The 15,154-nt window shown below is 44.9% G+C and carries 12 protein-coding genes; 4 read left to right on the top strand and 8 right to left on the bottom strand.

Annotation, left to right across the window (positions count from 1 at the left end):
- Window positions 1-9: 9 nt before the first annotated feature.
- The 4 genes from lspA to murJ all read right to left on the bottom strand — a co-directional run bounded on the left by lspA (window position 10) and on the right by murJ (window position 6,297).
- Window positions 10-558: a signal peptidase II gene (lspA, locus tag JC525_RS13705; RefSeq protein ID WP_198816321.1), complete on the bottom strand. Its 549-nt coding sequence runs from the start codon at window positions 556-558 to the stop codon at window positions 10-12.
- Window positions 551-3,370: an isoleucine--tRNA ligase gene (gene ileS, locus JC525_RS13700; protein WP_198816320.1), complete on the bottom strand. Its 2,820-nt coding sequence runs from the start codon at window positions 3,368-3,370 to the stop codon at window positions 551-553. The genes lspA and ileS overlap by 8 nt, the downstream gene beginning before the upstream one ends.
- Before the next feature lie 268 nt (window positions 3,371-3,638).
- Window positions 3,639-4,559, bottom strand: coding sequence for a bifunctional riboflavin kinase/FAD synthetase (gene ribF, locus JC525_RS13695; RefSeq protein WP_198816319.1), 921 nt, complete (start codon window positions 4,557-4,559; stop codon window positions 3,639-3,641).
- 178 nt (window positions 4,560-4,737) lie between these two features.
- Entirely contained in the window at window positions 4,738-6,297 is a 1,560-nt protein-coding gene (gene murJ, locus JC525_RS13690) for a murein biosynthesis integral membrane protein MurJ (protein WP_198816318.1), read from the bottom strand.
- Between the two features lie 562 nt (window positions 6,298-6,859).
- Between murJ and rpsT the strand changes: the two genes are divergently transcribed.
- Window positions 6,860-7,123: a 30S ribosomal protein S20 gene (rpsT, locus tag JC525_RS13685; protein WP_014950134.1), complete on the top strand. Its 264-nt coding sequence runs from the start codon at window positions 6,860-6,862 to the stop codon at window positions 7,121-7,123.
- A gap of 68 nt (window positions 7,124-7,191) precedes the next feature.
- Here rpsT and JC525_RS13680 read toward each other — a convergent pair whose 3' ends face one another.
- The 4 genes from JC525_RS13680 to JC525_RS13665 all read right to left on the bottom strand — a co-directional run bounded on the left by JC525_RS13680 (window position 7,192) and on the right by JC525_RS13665 (window position 11,044).
- Complete coding sequence (locus JC525_RS13680) at window positions 7,192-7,944, bottom strand: SDR family oxidoreductase (RefSeq protein WP_198816317.1); 753 nt, start codon at window positions 7,942-7,944, stop codon at window positions 7,192-7,194.
- A complete protein-coding gene (locus JC525_RS13675) occupies window positions 7,944-9,050 on the bottom strand; it encodes a phosphotransferase family protein (protein WP_198816316.1) in 1,107 nt (368 codons plus the stop codon). Before JC525_RS13675 ends, JC525_RS13680 begins: the two co-directional genes overlap by 1 nt.
- A gap of 136 nt (window positions 9,051-9,186) precedes the next feature.
- Window positions 9,187-10,017: an SDR family oxidoreductase gene (locus tag JC525_RS13670; protein WP_198816315.1), complete on the bottom strand. Its 831-nt coding sequence runs from the start codon at window positions 10,015-10,017 to the stop codon at window positions 9,187-9,189.
- A 127-nt stretch (window positions 10,018-10,144) separates the two neighbouring features.
- Window positions 10,145-11,044 carry a bile acid:sodium symporter family protein gene (locus JC525_RS13665; protein ID WP_198816314.1) on the bottom strand — a complete coding sequence of 300 codons (900 nt, stop codon included), beginning with the start codon at window positions 11,042-11,044 and terminating at the stop codon, window positions 10,145-10,147.
- 119 nt (window positions 11,045-11,163) lie between these two features.
- On the opposite strand from JC525_RS13665, the gene JC525_RS13660 reads away from it, so the two are divergent.
- The 3 genes from JC525_RS13660 (at window position 11,164) to JC525_RS13650 (ending at window position 14,973) form a co-directional block, all read left to right on the top strand.
- Entirely contained in the window at window positions 11,164-12,069 is a 906-nt protein-coding gene (locus JC525_RS13660; RefSeq protein WP_198816313.1) for a LysR family transcriptional regulator, read from the top strand.
- A gap of 103 nt (window positions 12,070-12,172) precedes the next feature.
- Window positions 12,173-12,970 (top strand): UDP-2,3-diacylglucosamine diphosphatase, encoded by a 798-nt coding sequence (locus tag JC525_RS13655; RefSeq protein ID WP_198816312.1) that lies wholly within the window; start codon window positions 12,173-12,175, stop codon window positions 12,968-12,970.
- A gap of 284 nt (window positions 12,971-13,254) precedes the next feature.
- A complete protein-coding gene (locus JC525_RS13650) occupies window positions 13,255-14,973 on the top strand; it encodes a GNAT family N-acyltransferase (RefSeq protein ID WP_198816311.1) in 1,719 nt (572 codons plus the stop codon).
- Window positions 14,974-15,154: the final 181 nt, after the last annotated feature.

The following is a 15,154-nucleotide window of genomic DNA, read 5'->3' as shown; positions in this document are numbered from 1 at the left end:
ATCCAAATACTACTTAATGGTTTCGCTATTATCTGCAGAGCCAGCTTGCGCCTCTGCACCGTTTGCTTCACGATTCTTATCACCATTTTTAAACATATCGATAATAAGTAAGGCCGCGCCTATAAATATCGCGCTGTCGGCAATGTTGAATGCCGGCCAATGGTAATTGTTTACGTAAAAATCTAAAAAGTCGATGACATAGCCATGAACTAAACGGTCGTAAACGTTACCGAGTGCGCCACCTAGAATAAAGGCAAAGGCGACCGGCAGCATCTTTTGCGAACGAGGTGACTGCTTCAGCCACCATAAAATAACAACACTGACGACAACAGCAATGGTAGTAAAGAACCAGCGCTGCCAACCACCTGCATTTTCTAAAAAGCTAAATGCGGCGCCGTAATTATGCACGTAAGTAAAATTAAAAAACGGCAATACCTGTATCGACTGATACAATGACATGCTGTCAATAACCGTATACTTACTCCACTGATCAAGGATAAACGCAATCGCGCTTATCCATAAGAAACGCAATCCCGTTTCGCGAAAAAGCTTAAGCATAGTGACGCTCTTCTCCATCACCGTCGATGTTTGTCACACAGCGGCCACACAACGCTTCGTGACCTTCGTGTGAGCCTACATCTTCACGGTGATGCCAGCAGCGTACGCACTTCTCGCCACTTGCTTTGTCAACGCTCAACCATAGGCCTTCAACGTCCGTGGCTTTTGCATCAGATGGCGCACCGTCTACTTTTTCAAGGGTAACGCCTGACGTAATAAGTACAAAACGCAGCTCGTCTTCTAGCTTAGCTAGCACGTTGTAAAGCGACTCGGTAGCATAGAGCGATATACTTGCTTCTAGTGACCCACCTAGCGCGCCATCTTTACGCGCCTGTTCCATCGCTTGGTTTGCCGCATCTTTAACGCTTAGCACCTGATGCCACAGGGCATCGTTAAAGGTGTCGCTTTGCGTGAAGTTATTAAAACCCTCGTACCAGGTTTCGGTAAATACAAATTCACTGCGCTCGCCTGGTAACGTTTCCCAGATTTCTTGTGCAGTGAAGCTTGTGATAGGCGCCATCCAGCGAACTAAAGCTTCAACGATATGGTACATCGCTGTTTGGCATGAACGACGGGCGACACCATCCGCTTTGGCCGTATACTGACGATCTTTAATCACGTCTAAATAGAACGCTCCCAGCTCTATTGAACAAAAGTGCGTAAGTTTCTGCGATACTACTAGCAAGTCATAGTTGTTATATGCTTCGATTAGCTCTTCTTGAAGTGCCTTAGCGCGCGCAACGATCCAACGGTCAAGTGCTACCATATCCTCTTCTGCAACCGCATCTTCAACGTTGAAACCGTTGAGGTTAGCAAGTAAGAAACGCGCGGTGTTACGTACGCGGCGGTAGCCATCGGCAGCACGTTTTAATATTTCATCTGATACCGCAATTTCACCGCGATAGTCAGTAGACGCTACCCATAAGCGAAGGATGTCTGCACCTAACTTGTTAGTGACTTCCTGAGGTGCCACAACGTTACCTACCGACTTCGACATTTTTCTGCCGTGGGCATCTACCGTAAAGCCGTGAGTAAGCACTTCTTTGTAAGGCGCGTGACCGTGCATTGCAGTCGATGACATAAGCGAAGACATAAACCAACCGCGATGCTGGTCAGAACCTTCAAGATATAAATCAGCCGATGCCGGAATGTCGTCACGTCTGTCAACAACAAAATAGTGAGTGACCCCTGAATCAAACCATACGTCTAAGGTATCGGTCACTTTTTCGTAGTTTTCGAGCTCGCTGCCAAGCAGTGCTGCATCATCCAAATCCCACCATGCTTGAATACCCTTAGCTTCAACTTCTAGCGCCACTTTTTCCATCAATGCTGAAGACTCTGGATGAATTTCACCGGTAAGTTTATGCACGTACAAAGGAATGGGTACGCCCCAGGTACGTTGACGTGATATACACCAGTCTGGACGACCTTCAACCATTTTTTCAATGCGGTTTTGGCCCCAGTCTGGGATCCATTTGGTTTGCTTAATTTGCTCGAGTGATTCAGCGCGAAGACCTTTCTTATCCATGCTGATGAACCACTGTGGGGTAGCGCGGAAAATTATAGGTGTTTTATGACGCCAGCAATGCGGGTAGCTGTGCTCGTATTTAACGTTCAAGACAAGGTTACCCTTCTCTTTTACTGTTTCGATAATTTCATCGTTAGCTTTGAATACGAACTGACCAGCAAAAAGAGGCGTATTTTCAAGGTAAACACCATTATTACCAACCGGGTTATATACCTCGATATCGTATTGCTTACCCACGTTGAAATCGTCTACACCGTGGGCAGGCGCTGTGTGAACGCAGCCCGTACCCGATTCGGTCGTAACGTGGTCGCCAAGAATAAGCGGCACTTCTAGATCTAAGAACGGGTGATTCACTTTTAGCTTATCAAGTGCTGCGCCAGTACAGGTCGCGACTTCGCGGAAATCTTCAACACCGTAGCGGGTCATACAGCTTTCCAGCAAATCTTGGGCTACCACGAACCATTCGTTTGAAGGCTGAACTTCCACAATTGCGTAGGTAAGCTCTGGATGTAAGCTGATAGCGCGGTTAGCAGGAAGAGTCCAAGGTGTAGTGGTCCATATGACAACGCCTGCTTTGTGTGTGACTAAGTCATCTTCAGACACGCCAAACGCTTTTGCAATGGCTGCTATATCAGCTACTGGGAACTTAACATCGATTGCAGGTGATACTTTGTCTTTGTATTCGACTTCTGCTTCAGCAAGTGCCGAACCACAATCTGTACACCAGTGAACGGGCTTAAAGCCTTTTTCCAAGTGGCCAGAATCCACTATTTTACTTAACGCGCGAATGATGTCGGCTTCAGATTTGAAGTCCATGGTTTTGTATGGATTATCCCATTCACCAAATACACCTAAGCGTTTGAAGTCAGCCATTTGGCCATCAATTTGCTTTTGTGCATATTCGCGACACTTTTGACGAAATTCAGCCGCCGTGACTTTCTTACCTGGCTTGCCTACTTTCTTTTCTACCATCAATTCAATGGGAAGACCGTGACAGTCCCAACCTGGCACGTACGGTGAATCGAAGTCAGATAGATTTTTCGACTTTACGATAATGTCTTTAAGAATTTTGTTAACCGCGTGACCAATGTGAATATCGCCATTTGCATAAGGAGGGCCATCGTGAAGAATGAATGGCTTTTTGCCCTTTTTCGCTTCACGAATTTTGCTATATACCCCTTTTTCCTGCCAGTCTTTAAGCATTTTAGGCTCGCGCTGAGCAAGGTTACCGCGCATCGGGAACGCAGTTTCTGGAAGGTTTAGTGTGGCTTTGTAATCACTCATAAAATTGTATTATCCGGTTACCTTAATTTTCACCCAATGCACTAAAACATTGTGAAGGCGATATTCATTATGCGATGTTCAAATAAAAATGCTGAATATAAAAAGTTCAGCTTAAAACAGCGTATCGTTCTCACTGCCGCGAGGTCGACGTATTTTGTTTTAGCACAGTGACTTGCTTACAGGTTTCACAAACACGAATTCACGCTTAAAAATGGAACTCAATGAAACAAATACGCGCACAAACTTGCCGTGACTTTATCACGTTTAACTATGCTAATAACAGACGCGCTTGTGCTGCATCTGCTTGAATTTGATCTTTCAACGCTTCAAAAGAATCAAATTTAATTTCATCTCTTATTTTTGCCATCGGAAACACCGTTATGGGCTTGCCATATAGATCGGATGACAAATCAAAAATGTGAACTTCCAGTTGGTTTCTTACGCCATTCACAGTAGGTCGGGTGCCAATATTAGCTACACCATTAAAGTGCTTCCCATCTACGTCAACACGAACCGCAAACACACCATGAATAGGCGTTTTTTGGCGTTTTAGCATGACATTCGCTGTAGGGAAACCAATGGTACGGCCTTTTTTCTCACCATGAACCACTCTGCCATGGATAGCAAAGGGACGCCCCAGCATTTCTGTTGCAAGCCCAAATTCACCATCGGCTAACGCATCGCGAACTGCTGTAGAGCTTATGCGATGAGCGTGCATAGTAAAGCTGTGAGTGCTTACCACGTCAAAACCATATTGTTTGCCTGCCGCTTGCAGCATTTGGAAGTCGCCCTTACGACCATTTCCGAAGCGAAAGTCGTCTCCCACAACTAAAAACTTCACGCCCAGCTTATCGACGAGTAAGTCGTGCACAAAAGTATCAGCACTTTGTTTGGCAAATTCCGCGTTAAATCTTACCGCGAGCAGCCTGTCCACTTCTTGCTGCCGCAACAATTCGTATTTTTCACGCAGTGGACTGATGCGCGCCGGCGCCCTCTCGGGCATAAAGACTTCTTCAGGCTGCGGTTCAAACACCATAACGGTGGCAGGAAGTGATAGCGATTTCGCTTTTTCAAGCACATTGGCCAGCACAGCTTGATGACCACGGTGCACGCCGTCGAACTTGCCAATAGTGAGCACACACCCTTTATGGTGCGGTTTTACATTGTTTAGCCCGCGGATAAATTCCACTGTTAGCCACTACCTTTTAACTGCTAGAAAATCAAAGCTCGCGATTATAGCCGACACCGAGCACAATACCAAGCGCACCCGCCATACTTACCGCGCGACCCAATGCTTGTCGCAAACCTTTATTTGAAGAACGTTGAGCATGCTATTTAACCGGGTACAGACAGCTGCGAATCGAAAATCATCCCCCGCCACTTCTGAAGTGTCTTGGACGCATACCCAAAACGATCATAGTGATCAAGAAGAGCACAACTGAAACTGCAATGGTAATCCCTACTTCTAACATTTGGGCGGATAGGGATAAATCAAAGAAGGCCAACCCTTTATCGCGATAATAAATAAGCCCACCCATGGCAGTGCTTGCAAGAATAACGCGAGCGATAAATAACACGGACGTACGGCTTAGTGCGAAGACGCCTTGCCGATGTAGTGTTATGTAGAGTAAGGCAGCGTTAAGTGTAGCCGACATGCTGGTGGCGATAGCTAGCCCCACATAACCGAAAGGGATGGCCAAAACAACGTTGAACACCATATTGGCTACCATGCACCAAATACCAAACCTGACGGGCGTTTTGGTGTCTTGCCGCGAATAGAAACCAGGGGCTAGAACTTTCACGAGCATAAAGCTCAGTAGACCAAACGAGTATGCGGTTAGTGAGTACGACGCCATTATTGCTGTTTCAGCAGTAAACGCGCCTCGCTGAAAAATGACCGTTAGGATGGGGCGAGCCATGACACCTAAGCCGACTGCCGCTGGTATACCTAATAGACACACCATGCGAAACGCCCAGTCTATATTTGCAGCAAAGGCTTTAGGGTTGTTACTTACGTGGTTTCGCGACAGTGTGGGAAGAATAACGGTAGCAATTGCAATACCGAAAAGGCCTAAAGGAAACTCAAGCAATCTGTCAGAGTAGTACAGCCAGCTGATTGAGCCGGTTACAAGGAAGCTCGCGATAAAAGTGTCGAACAACAGATTAATTTGCCCAACCGACACCCCAAACAATGCGGGGATCATCAGCGTTCTTACTTTCACGACATTTTCATCGTGCCATCCCCATTTAGGTCTCACCAATAATCCAGCCCTAAATAAAAAAGGGAGCTGAAATACAAACTGAACTATCCCGCCGATAAAAACGCCCCATGCCAACGCATAAGCAGGCTGCGCCAACATTGGAGACAGATAAATAGCGCATGCGATAATACAAACGTTGAGCAATACTGGCGTGAATGCGGCTACGGCAAATTTATTTAGCGTGTTTAGAATTGCGCCTGAGAGCCCTGTTAGTGAAATAAACGCTAAGTATGGAAATGTTATTTTTAACATGGTTGAAGCGAGGACAAACTTATCACCTGCTTCATCGCCTTCTAACCAAGCGATAAACCACCCTGTACCAAAAAGCGCCGCAAGCACGGGGGAAGCAATGACGCCTATGATGGAGACGACAAAAACAATCGCTCCCAATGTGCCGCTAATTTTGGCAACGAATTCACGGAGTTGTTTTTTATCGTCATTCGCATGAACTTCCGTCAATACGGGAATAAAAGCCTGAGCAAACGCCCCCTCCGCAAACAACCGACGGAGAAAATTAGGGATTTTGTTGGCAAAGAAGAACACATCCGCAGCAGCGCCATCGCCCATCAATCTGGCAACAACCACATCTCGTACCAATCCCAACACGCGAGAGACTAAGGTCATTACGCTAACTATAAGACCTGATTTAATTAACTTCCGTGACACGTCACATTTCCAGATGAGAAGGTAAAAGTTCGGCTTTTTCTAAAAAGCCCTATTCGCAAAATAATGGCTATGTGCGTTGAATAATGTATTCCCTTATCTGTGGAATACACACAGTAAAAAGCCATTACTACTTTTCGTAGCGAGCCATAATAGCGAAAGGCTCAGGCAGGCGAAACGATTTCTTCAAAATAAGTTGTGCATCTTCGCTCGGTTTATTGCTATAATCCGCGCCCGATATGGGATGCTATGTTTATGCTTAGCTTTCCGCTCTGATGTCGCAGGGAAATGTCGTTGGGGATTCTTAAATTATTGAGAATTGTTGACGGTTTTTCATTAAGTCGCTAGAGGCTTTCTTGGTCGCTAAAGGCTCTTTTAAGTCGCTAAAGGCTTACTGCAAAAAATGTCGCAAAGAATGTGCAACGTGTTGAGCATACTTTGTGTTCAATAGCTTGCGCGTTTTATCGCGAAACGATTTAACTTTTAAATCGTTTGACATTTGGGCGTTTGGTAGGCACAATCCGCACCCTCGTTTTTGACATGAATTTATTTTGGGAGTTACACCTTGGCTAACATTAAGTCTGCTAAGAAGCGTGCAATCCAAGCCGAAAAGCGTCGCCAGCACAACGCTAGCCGTCGTTCAATGACACGTACAAGCATCAAGAAAGTAATCGCTGCAATTGCAAGCGGTGACAAAGAAGCGGCTCAAGCTGCACTTACTGCTGCTACTCCAGTACTTGACAGAATGGCTACTAAAGGCTTGATTCACAAAAACAAAGCTGCTCGTCATAAGAGCCGTCTAGCTGCGCAAATCAAAGCACTAGGTTAATCTTTACGATTAGTAGTTAAAAAAGCGCCTCTCGGCGCTTTTTTTGTATCTGCGTTTTGCTTTGCGTCCTAGCTCATTTTCCTTATTGAACTTGCCGGTGCAATACGCATAATCCAGTGTAAGATAGCCCACGGCCAGCTTGGTACAAAGGCATTTGCCTTTTCTTTATTTATCGCCTTTACCATAGCTCGACAGCCCACATCGGTATCAACGATAAACGGCACCTTCTCTACCTTTTCATTAATCTCGCTGCGAATAAAGCCTGGGTGAATACAGGTTACTTTAATTGGTGTGTTCATCACATCCATTCGAATACCTTCGGTCATAGATGTTAAGCCCGCTTTCGTTGCCGCATACACCGTCATTGCGCGCCTAAACCCACGCACAGCGCTAATTGAAGAGATTGTGACAAGATGGCCGTTATTTTGCGCTCGGAAAATAGCCATTGCCGCTTCACACTGAGCTAGTGCTGATACAAAGTTAGTCACCGCCGTTTGCTTGTTTGCATGAAAATAGCCGGTCCCAACGGACGCCCCTTTTCCCATACCAGCGTTCACAATCACTCTATCAAGGGTTCCCATGTCAGCTTTAAATGCGTCGAATACTTCAAAAACCGCATCGTGATCGGTAACATCCAGCGACCGAATATACACGTCAATCTTCGGATTTATTGAAAGCAACTCTTCTTTCAGCTTTTCTAAGTTTTCAAAACGCCTTGCACACAAAGCCAAGTTACAGCCTTGTTTAGCAAACTCTATGGCCATACCTTTCCCTAAACCAGAACTTGCGCCTGTGATCAGAATATTGTTTCTTGTTGTCATTATCGTTTTCCTGATGCTTTAATGGCCCTATTACAGCGCCACATTAAGTAATGAATAAAGATCCAGAAGTTTTTAAACGCCGGATTGTTTGTTTGATTGTGGTGATAACGGTAGTAAATTTGCTGGGCTATACCTGCTAACCGAAAAAGTCCGTACACCTCATAAAAAGTAAAGTCCTCTACATCTAATTCCATTTCTTTGCAGTAATACGCGACCACCTGCTTACGGGTAAACATTCCCGGTAAATGCGTGGGCTGGCGGCGGGTAGATTGAGCCAAAAAGTCATCATCAGCTTGAACCCAATACGCTAATGTATTGCCCAAATCCATTAGCGGATCGCCTAACGTTGCTAATTCCCAATCTAATACGCCAATAATCTGCGTGTAGTTGTCTGGCTGTAACACCACATTATCGAAACGAAAATCATTGTGGGTTATACAAATGCGCTCGGTATCAGGCATGTTTCTTTCAAGCCAGCGCATAACTTTTTTGCCTGAGGGAACGTTCCACGTTTTCGCTTTACTGTAGCGTTCGCTCCACCCGCTGATTTGCCGCTCTATATAGCCAGCGCCTTTTCCAAGATGGTCAAGCGCTGCTTTTTGGTAATCGACTTTATGCAGCTCAATTAAACTATCAAGTACATTTGTACAAAGCTGTTTCGTTTGCTGCTCCGTGGTGTCTAAACCTCGGGGTAAATTTTTGCGCGGGATAACACCGGTGAACTTTTCCATTACATAAAAGTCCGTCCCTATCACGCTGTCATCTTCACATAACCCAAGCATTTCTGGCACGTAGCGATAAACAGGCTTTAACGCATGCTGTAATCGGTACTCCCGCGCCATATCGTGTGCACCTTTCGCCTTAGTACCTGCGGGCGCTCTGCGCAAAATGAGCGAGGTGTCTGGGTAATCTAGACAATAGGTCCAATTAGAGGCACCTCCTGAATATTGGGTAACTCTAGGTAAGTTATCGCTGTTTTGTATTGCTGCTAACAGTGATGGGTCAGATGAACTAATATTACCTCTAAGCCAATGATGTACTGCATCCACATCTAGTTCTTCGCCTGAGCGCACGCTATCGGCCTTGTCTACGACTTGCTGTTGCATGAGTTATTCTTCTATCTAATTCTATTTTAAAGCGTTTACTTTAAAGCACGGCTGTATGCTCTCGCGCTAGGGATTTGTGGCGAGCTACTTAGCACGCGCCAGTAAAGCGCCCACGAAACATGTTCGACTTGTTGGCTTAATTTTGCTTTTCCATCACACGTTTCATCGTCTTGGTTTGATTTAGCATGTTGCTGATATAACGCTGAGTTGGCAGCAGCTTCTTTAATAAGAAAGCCCGTTTACCCAATTTGTGAGTAAGAATAAGAAACTGCTTTTTACTAACCTGTTGGTAAATAGCCTCTGCGACATCTTCTTTGGTCATGTCGGCCTTGGCAAAAAACTTATTAATCATTTTATGCGACGCGGGATTAGTGCTTCTCATCGACTCATCTAAGTTAGTTTTAAAGAAGCTAGGGCATACGACACTAACATTTATATTGTCGGGAGCTAATTCTAACTTCATGGTTTCAGAAAACGATACCACAGCGGCTTTCACCGCGTTGTAACTACCCATGTAAGGAATAGGCGTTAATCCCGCTTGCGATGCAATGTTAATAAAGTAGCCACCACCTTGTTTGCGCATTAACGGTAATAGCGCACGACTAACTCTCACCATACCCAGCACGTTGATATCGAAAACCCACTGCCATTGCTCAATGCTTTCATCTAAGAGGCTACCGCCGGTTGCAACACCTGCGTTATTAAATACATAGTCTGTGCCGCCCCAGCGCGAATCGATAGTTTGCGCCAGCATTTGTACATCACTGTCCGAGGTGATATCACAATGCACATAAAATGCATTTGCACCTTTTGCGATAAGCGCATTTACCGTTTCATCCCCTCTTTCTTGGTTTATGTCAGCAATACAAATATCAAAAGCGCCTTCTTTATTTGCCCATTTATCTGCCCATTTAAGGGCGATGGCTTGACCCAAGCCGGTCGCGCCTCCGGTAATTAATATGCGCATTCTGTGTTTCCTACTTGTTCTTGTTTCATTATTCTTGTATCGGCGTTTATGTTTAGTTGCGCTTTATTGTGTTAAGCGCTAATCAGTACTTCACTATTCTCTCGAATTGACCGCCTTATCAATCCAATCAAACTGATTCCGTCTTTTGCAGTGACACTGATGGCTGTTCGTTACGCATTTTTCGTTTTGCCCACAGCGCCAATAGTGCCGGCCCGATGTACATTGCTACGCCATATACACCAGGTGCAATCGCGTAATCAGGCGCATCTAAAAAGGTAATACATATCAGCATTGCAAGCGCCGCATTTTGCACGCCTATTTCAATGGCCAGCGTGAGCGAGTCTTTAAATGCTAGGTTTGAAAACTTAGCAAGCCCGAGCCCTAACAATACCGATGATAAATTTAACGTTAGGCAAACCAAAAACGCGCTTTCAAAGGACACGGCTAAATTGTTTCTTTCTGAAACAAGCACGCCCACAATCATAAGCAACATGAAGTACATGGAAAACTGCCGAAAGAAGCTTTCAGTTTTAGTAGCAAACCTGCTGTTAAAGCGACGAATGGTCATGCCTAAAATGACCGGTACAATTGATATACCAACCAGCCCGATCACTGTTTGAATAATAGAAAAGTCTGGCGCGTTTTCTTTTACAAAGTAATCAAGAGCAAATTGAATGATAAAGGGCGTTGAGAAAACGCAAGCGATGGTAGAAATAGCGGTTAAGCTTACTGAAAGGGCCAGATTTGCTTTTGCAATGTGGCTGATTAAATTACTGGTCGTGCCGCCTGGGCATGCCGCTAAAACCATTACGCCAACCGCAATATAATCAGGTAGACCAAAAACAAAGCACAGTCCTAGCGCCAACATAGGCAGCAATATAATTTGCCCTATAAAACCCGTTATTACTGCTTTAGGTACTTTAAGTAGTCGGGCAAAGTCTGCAAGGGTTAGCGTTAGCCCCATACCAAACATAACAAATGCCAACGCTAGAGGTAACAACACCTCGGTAAGTACTGATGCCTGCATGCACACGCCCCTTACAAAAGAAGCCTCTATTAAAGAAACCTTTTATTAACATTTAAGCCAGTGTACTCTGTTTAATAATAAATAAAAATGATGCCTTATTATGGAAACCCATAAATAATATGCATGGAAAATTAGACCTGAATTTGTTTGTTGTGCTGCGCGCGGTCTACGATCAGGGCAGCATTACGAAAGCCGCCAACGCACTTCATATTACTCAGCCTGCGGTGAGTCACGCCTTAGGTCGTCTGCGAGAGAAATTTGATGATCCGCTGTTTATTCGTCATGGACGACAAGTCGTGCCTACCCCATTTTGCCAAGGCATTATTGCATCGGTTGTGAAATCAATCGAAACCCTTGAAAGTACGTTAAAAGGTAAAGTGGGCTTTGATATAAGTGATAAACCCCGTCAGGTGAACCTTGGCTTGAGAGATGTTTTAGAATCTATATTTTTTCCCGTGCTTATTCCAGAGCTTGTTAAACATACTCCCAATATCACGGTGAATAGCAGACAGGTTACCTGGCCCGAGCTTGCTCCTGCGTTAGCCGCTAAAGAGCTTGATATCGTAATTGACGCACTAGTTCCCACCAGCCGTGACATTCGTTCACAGTTTATCTGCGAAGAAACGTTTGTCGTGGTATGCGCGCCTAGTAATAGCTACGTAGATAACCCGAGTATCAAGAGCTACTCAGTTGCACAGCATGCGCTTGTATCTTTAAAAGACTCTAAATTAGATACGGTAGATCTAGCCCTTGCTCAGCACAATTTACATCGCAACATCGCATTGCAGTGTGAACACTACTTTGCAGCCGTTAATGTAGTTAGCCAATGCGATCTTTTGCTGACCATGCCAACGCGATTCGCCCAACAATTCAGTAATAAATTCGCTATCGATATTCTGCCCCTTCCATTCGACGTCCCCCCACTCCCCGTACACATGTACTGGCACAAACACGCCGACGAAGACTTAGTGAATGTATGGATGCGAGATAAGCTTTTAGAAGTGGCGAATAAGTTGGGGTTATAGCGCGTATTTGTGCTGTTGTAACACAATGGTCAAGCAAGCGTCACGGTAGTGTCAATTTGCAAACCTATAGTGTCTGTCCGAGGCATCGCTTTGGGAACCCGCTATGAAAAAGACACACTATCGCACACTCTGGCTTTCAGACATCCATTTAGGAAACCGCGATTGTAAGGCAGAACACTTACTTTCCTTCCTAAATAGCATCACTGTAGACACCTTATATCTAGTAGGTGACATCGTTGACATGTGGCAAATGACTAAGCAATTTCGCTGGCCCAAAGCCCACAATCAGGTGATGCATAAATTTATGCAAATGAGCCAAGAAGGCACACGGGTAGTCTATTTACCCGGAAATCACGACGAGCCTATCCAATCATATTCAGGCATGGCTTTCGGTGATATAGAGATTGAGCGCGAGTTGGTTCACACCACGGCACAGGGCAAACGCTATTTAGTTTTACATGGCGATCAATTCGATGGCGATGTCACAATGGGCAAGTTTCATGCGTGGATTGGCGATAAAGGTTATGACCTATTGCTCTTTCTCAACCGTGAGTTTAATCGCTTTCGCGCTTGGCGAAAACGAGAATACTGGTCACTAGCCGGTTATATTAAAAAGCACATCAAAGGGGCTAACGACGCTATTGCCCGCTATCGAGAAGCATGCTGCAAGCGCGCTGATGAGATGGGGCTTGACGGTGTGGTGTGCGGTCACATCCACCATCCAGAGAGCAGTATGGAAAATGGTATTCACTACATTAATGACGGCGACTGGATTGAAAATTGTAGTGCGTTGGCAGAAGATAAAAACGGTAATCTATCGCTTATTCATTATTTAGATACCATGGAATCGGCGAGCGTTACTTCAATCACAGTAAAATCCTCTCCATCTAAAGCCGCATAAAACATTTAGAAACATAGGGGCGCAATTCCGCCCCTATTCTTCATTGCCATTATAGATGCTATGTAAATTCAGCATTTGGGTTCGACCTTTTTATGAGCCACGACACTCTAATCGTTTTATTCACCCCTAGAAGCACCTAACCCACTCTTGTACCGACAAAATTAAGGGAAGCAGATCGCACACTTACATTTCATTAACATTGTCAAATAACTGCCATCAAAGTGTGTGAAAAACGTCACATTGCCCTGCTATTGTTCGCCAAAACCGAAAGAGAAACAGGTTCTATGTTTACCGTAAACGAAGTACTGAACAAGCATTATCCTCAGGTAGCGAATAACCCCATTCTTTTTAAGTCGCTGTCTTTCGTACTAAAGCATTTGCTTCACGAGCGTGAAATTACTGAGTTTGGTGAGACATATCCTCACTATGAAGATATCGATTTTGTAGAGCAGGTGCTTGAGTATTTTAATATCAGCTACTCCACTCGAGATGTAGAGAAAGAACGTATTCCTAGCGATGGTAGGGTTGTCATTATTGCAAATCACCCTATTGGTTCACTAGACGCTCTTGCACTGATAAAGCTTGTTAGCGAAGTACGTCACGACCTAAAGGTGGTTGCAAACGAAATGCTTATGGCGATTGAGCCATTGCACGATATGCTGCTCCCTGTGAACAACATGCAAGGCGGAACGCCAAAACAACATTTATCGGCAATTCAGTCTCATTTGAATAAAGATGGCGCCGTCCTCATTTTCCCAGCAGGCGAAGTGTCCAGGCTCCGACCTCAGGGTGTACGTGATACCCGTTGGCACTCTGGCTTTTTGCGTATTGCAAGGCAAGCGAAAGCCCCCATTTTACCCGTTTATATTGATGCCAAGAACAGCCCGCTTTTTTATGGCGTCTCTATGGTTTATAAACCGCTCGCGACAGCGTTACTGGTTAAAGAAATGTTCAAACAGCGCAAGAAGCATCTTCCTATGCGAATTGGTGAACTTATTCCTTTTGAGTCATATCAGCAAACAACCATCCCCCTGAAGGAACAAGTAAAGCTTTTTAAGCGCCATTTATACCGTATTGGCAGCAACAAAAAAGGCGTTTTCCACACTCAAGCCTCTATTGCAATGCCAGAGGATAGAAAAGAATTGGCCAGAGCCATACGTGAGTGCGAACACTTGGGCGAGACGGGCGATGGAAAGTCTATTTATCTCTACCAGCACAAAAGCTGCTCGCCCATTATGCGTGAGATAGGTCGATTACGAGAGGTAGCGTTTAGAGCGGTTGGAGAAGGCACTAATAAGCGCAGAGACATCGATCAATACGACTCACATTACTATCACCTTGTGCTATGGGATGACAGTGATTTGGAAATTGTAGGCGCTTATCGTTTTGGCGATGCAGAGCTGCTTACCGCCCCTGAACACCCCACGGGTTTGTATTCTGCAACCTTATTCAATTACGGCCAGAATAACGACAAGCTATTTAAAGAGGGCTTGGAGCTTGGTAGAAGTTTTGTGCAGCCCCGCTACTGGGGAAAGCGAAGTTTAGATTACCTATGGTTTGGCATTGGCGCGTTTTTAAGTCGTTACCCTAAATATCGATACTTATTTGGTGCAGTGTCGTTGAGTAACGCATACCCAGAACCAGCAAAAGACTTACTGGTACAATTTTACTCTACTTACTTTCCTGCGAAATTTGGTGAAGCCACTTGCAAGCGCCCCTATCAGATCACCCAAGAGTCGCTACATCAGTTCACGGGTAAGGACTATAAAGCGGAATTTACACAACTAAAGCATTTACTTGCCAATATGGGAGTAAATGTACCAACGCTTTATAAACAATACTCTGAGGTAGCAAAGGATGGGGGCGTGGCGTTCTTGGGATTTAATGTCGACCCTGACTTTAATGACTGTATTGATGGACTCGTGGTCGTCGATATGCAAACGCTAACTGAAAAAAAACGTAAGCGTTATCTCACTGACATTCAGTTGAAAGCGACAGCCTAACACTTAACCGTCAGTAATTAGTGATAGCCAGCAGCTCCCCCTCTTTAATAACCAACCAGTGTTAGAAAAAGGAGCAATCGTTATTGCTCCTTTTTTAGTTATTCCTCTGCGGCATCGTAAATACCATGACGTGCTCCAATAGATTCACACAGCCAGTTAAGGGATAATTATCTCAACTGGA

Source organism: Alteromonas sp. IB21 (assembly GCF_016405965.1).
Taxonomy (GTDB): Bacteria; Pseudomonadota; Gammaproteobacteria; order Enterobacterales; family Alteromonadaceae; genus Alteromonas.
The sequence above is the reverse complement of the archived record's forward strand: the minus strand, read 5'-3'. Positions and strand labels throughout refer to the sequence as shown.

Coding starts and splice junctions, on each gene's coding strand:
- lspA (WP_198816321.1), bottom strand. CDS start 558: ATGCTTAAGCTTTTTCGCGAAACGGGATTGCGTTTCTTATGGATAAGC.
- JC525_RS13680 (WP_198816317.1), bottom strand. CDS start 7,944: ATGACAACAAGAAACAATATTCTGATCACAGGCGCAAGTTCTGGTTTA.
- JC525_RS13655 (WP_198816312.1), top strand. CDS start 12,173: ATGAAAAAGACACACTATCGCACACTCTGGCTTTCAGACATCCATTTA.
- JC525_RS13670 (WP_198816315.1), bottom strand. CDS start 10,017: ATGCGCATATTAATTACCGGAGGCGCGACCGGCTTGGGTCAAGCCATC.
- JC525_RS13660 (WP_198816313.1), top strand. CDS start 11,164: ATGCATGGAAAATTAGACCTGAATTTGTTTGTTGTGCTGCGCGCGGTC.
- ileS (WP_198816320.1), bottom strand. CDS start 3,370: ATGAGTGATTACAAAGCCACACTAAACCTTCCAGAAACTGCGTTCCCG.
- JC525_RS13650 (WP_198816311.1), top strand. CDS start 13,255: ATGTTTACCGTAAACGAAGTACTGAACAAGCATTATCCTCAGGTAGCG.
- JC525_RS13665 (WP_198816314.1), bottom strand. CDS start 11,044: ATGCAGGCATCAGTACTTACCGAGGTGTTGTTACCTCTAGCGTTGGCA.
- JC525_RS13675 (WP_198816316.1), bottom strand. CDS start 9,050: ATGCAACAGCAAGTCGTAGACAAGGCCGATAGCGTGCGCTCAGGCGAA.